Source organism: Gammaproteobacteria bacterium CG11_big_fil_rev_8_21_14_0_20_46_22 (genome assembly GCA_002796245.1).
Lineage (GTDB): Bacteria > Pseudomonadota > Gammaproteobacteria > UBA12402 > UBA12402 > 1-14-0-20-46-22.
Window position 1 is genome coordinate 1 of the sequence record PCWT01000020.1, and the last position, 1,465, is coordinate 1,465.

At 32.6% G+C, this 1,465-nt stretch carries 3 protein-coding genes; all 3 read right to left on the reverse strand.

Going from position 1 to position 1,465, the window contains the following annotated elements; all coding sequences use genetic code 11:
- A partial coding sequence (gene tuf / locus COV52_02155; GenBank protein ID PIR11771.1) for an elongation factor Tu occupies positions 1 to 398 on the reverse strand: 398 nt, incomplete at its 3' end.
- 186 nt (positions 399 to 584) lie between these two features.
- Positions 585 to 971, reverse strand: a complete 387-nt coding sequence (locus COV52_02160; GenBank protein ID PIR11772.1) for a hypothetical protein — start codon at positions 969 to 971, stop codon at positions 585 to 587.
- 14 nt (positions 972 to 985) lie between these two features.
- On the reverse strand, positions 986 to 1,465 hold a 480-nt coding region (fusA, locus tag COV52_02165), incomplete at its 5' end, for an elongation factor G (GenBank protein ID PIR11782.1).

Sequence of the window (1,465 nt, forward strand, 5' to 3'; positions counted from 1 at the left end):
ACTACGATATATGGTACACCAACCTGGCGAGCAAGCAAAATATGCTCTCTTGTTTGAGGCATTGGTCCATCTGCAGCAGAAACTACTAATATAGCTCCATCCATTTGAGCTGCACCTGTAATCATGTTTTTTACATAGTCAGCATGTCCTGGACAGTCAACGTGTGCATAGTGTCTTGTTGGTGATTCATACTCAACATGAGCTGTAGCAATAGTAATACCACGTTCGCGCTCTTCTGGAGCTGCGTCAATTTGGTCTACTGATTTATCTTGAGAAATATAACCTTTAGCACTCAATACCTTAAGAATTGATGCTGTAAGAGTTGTTTTTCCATGATCAACGTGGCCGATTGTACCTACGTTAACATGGGTCTTATTACGTTCAAATTTGTCTGCCATATTATATTATATTTTGAAGTTTGTATTTTTAGATTAGGTTATTGACGTCTAATAACCTAACGCTTCTAAAAACTACTACCTTTCATTTATTTAATTTTAGCAAAATTATTTAACAAAACTGAAAGTTATTATAACACAATTACTTTTTTCTTGCAAGAGTGTTATTTTTAGCTAATTTTAGAGTAATTATTCTAAAGGTTCTAAATAATATCTTTCTTCTTCCATTAAATTATCACTTATTTCATCTTTTATGTCCTCACTTGACTCTTCTAATACTGTCTTATTATCTACATTATTTTTTTCTTCTGCTCGCCATTTTGCTATGTCTTCATTTACTTTTTTCATTAATTCTATCTCATCAATATCACTACCTAATTCTACCTTGTTTGTATGATTATTTTCTTCAAATGTTTTTACACTACCACAATCGCAATCTGCACCGCAACAACTATCAACATCTTCTATATAACTTAGTGCAAATAATTCACCAGTTTTTTCATCAACTAATAACACTTCTCCTTGTTGTTTTGCTATATTCTTTAAACGTTTTAATAAATTATTTTTTTCACCCATATAATTATTATTATTTATTTTTTACCTGAGATAATCTCTAAAGCTACATTCTTAGGAACTTCCATATATTTATCAAATTCCATAGCATAACTTGCACGTCCCTGACTCATAGAACGTAGATCTGTTGCATAACCAAACATCTCTGATAATGGCACCTGTGCATCAATTATTTTTACACCGCCTCTTTCTCTCATTTCTTGTATTTGTCCACGTTTTGAATTTAAATCTCCAATTACATCACCCATAAATTGTTCTGGTGTTGTAACTTCCACTTTCATAACTGGTTCTAAAATAATTGGTGTTGCTTTTTTAGCTGCTTCTGCAAATGCCATAGATGCTGCAACTTTAAATGCTACTTCTGAAGAGTCTACGTCATGGTAAGATCCATCATATACTGTAGCCTCAACATCTATTACAGGATAACCTGCTAATATACCTTTTGTAGTTGCTTCTTTAACACCTTTTTCTATTGCAGGAATATATTCTCTTGGAAT